Here is a 589-nt window from a genome sequence, read left to right on the forward strand (position 1 = left end):
TTCAAATGTTCAATATCTGCTTTCTTTTCTGGTTGAAATGGATCCAATGTAACCTTGTTTTTTCCTGCTGTGTATACACGACGCTCAATACCAATTTTCTTCAAAAACTCAGGAAAACCAAAAGAAGCTGAAACAACCCCAATGGAACCAATAATCGAAGAAGGATCAGCAAAAATTTCATCCCCAGCACAGGCAATCATATAGCCACCTGATGCTGCTATATCTTCAATAAATACAAAAACCTTTTTATTTTTCTCCTCTGCCAAATCACGAATACGCTTGAAGAGCAAACGTGATTGTACCGGCGAACCACCAGGAGAATTAATAATAAGTGCAACAGCCGGCGCTTTTTTGTAAGCAAAAGCCTTGTCTAAAAGACTCGCACACCTGCCTAACGAAAGTGTACGTGCTAACATTGAATTTGAATCCATAATCGCTCCATGAAGGCGTACTACAGGAATTTCAAATTTACTGGAATGAAAACAGCACGAAACAAAATTCTTTATAGCGTCAATCAAAATGAAACTTCCTTATAAATTTAGTAAACTGCCAAATAATCAAGGGTATAAAATAGGAAGAGCATAACTGT

Annotated in this window: 1 protein-coding gene; it reads right to left on the minus strand. The window is 37.2% G+C overall.

What is annotated here, in order from left to right:
* Positions 1-518: S49 family peptidase (locus tag ACFIK8_RS12600; protein WP_375669622.1), on the minus strand; the 518-nt coding region annotated here is incomplete at its 3' end.
* Positions 519-589 lie beyond the last annotated feature (71 nt).

The sequence above is a fragment of the Bartonella sp. MR168JLCBS genome (assembly GCF_042194175.1).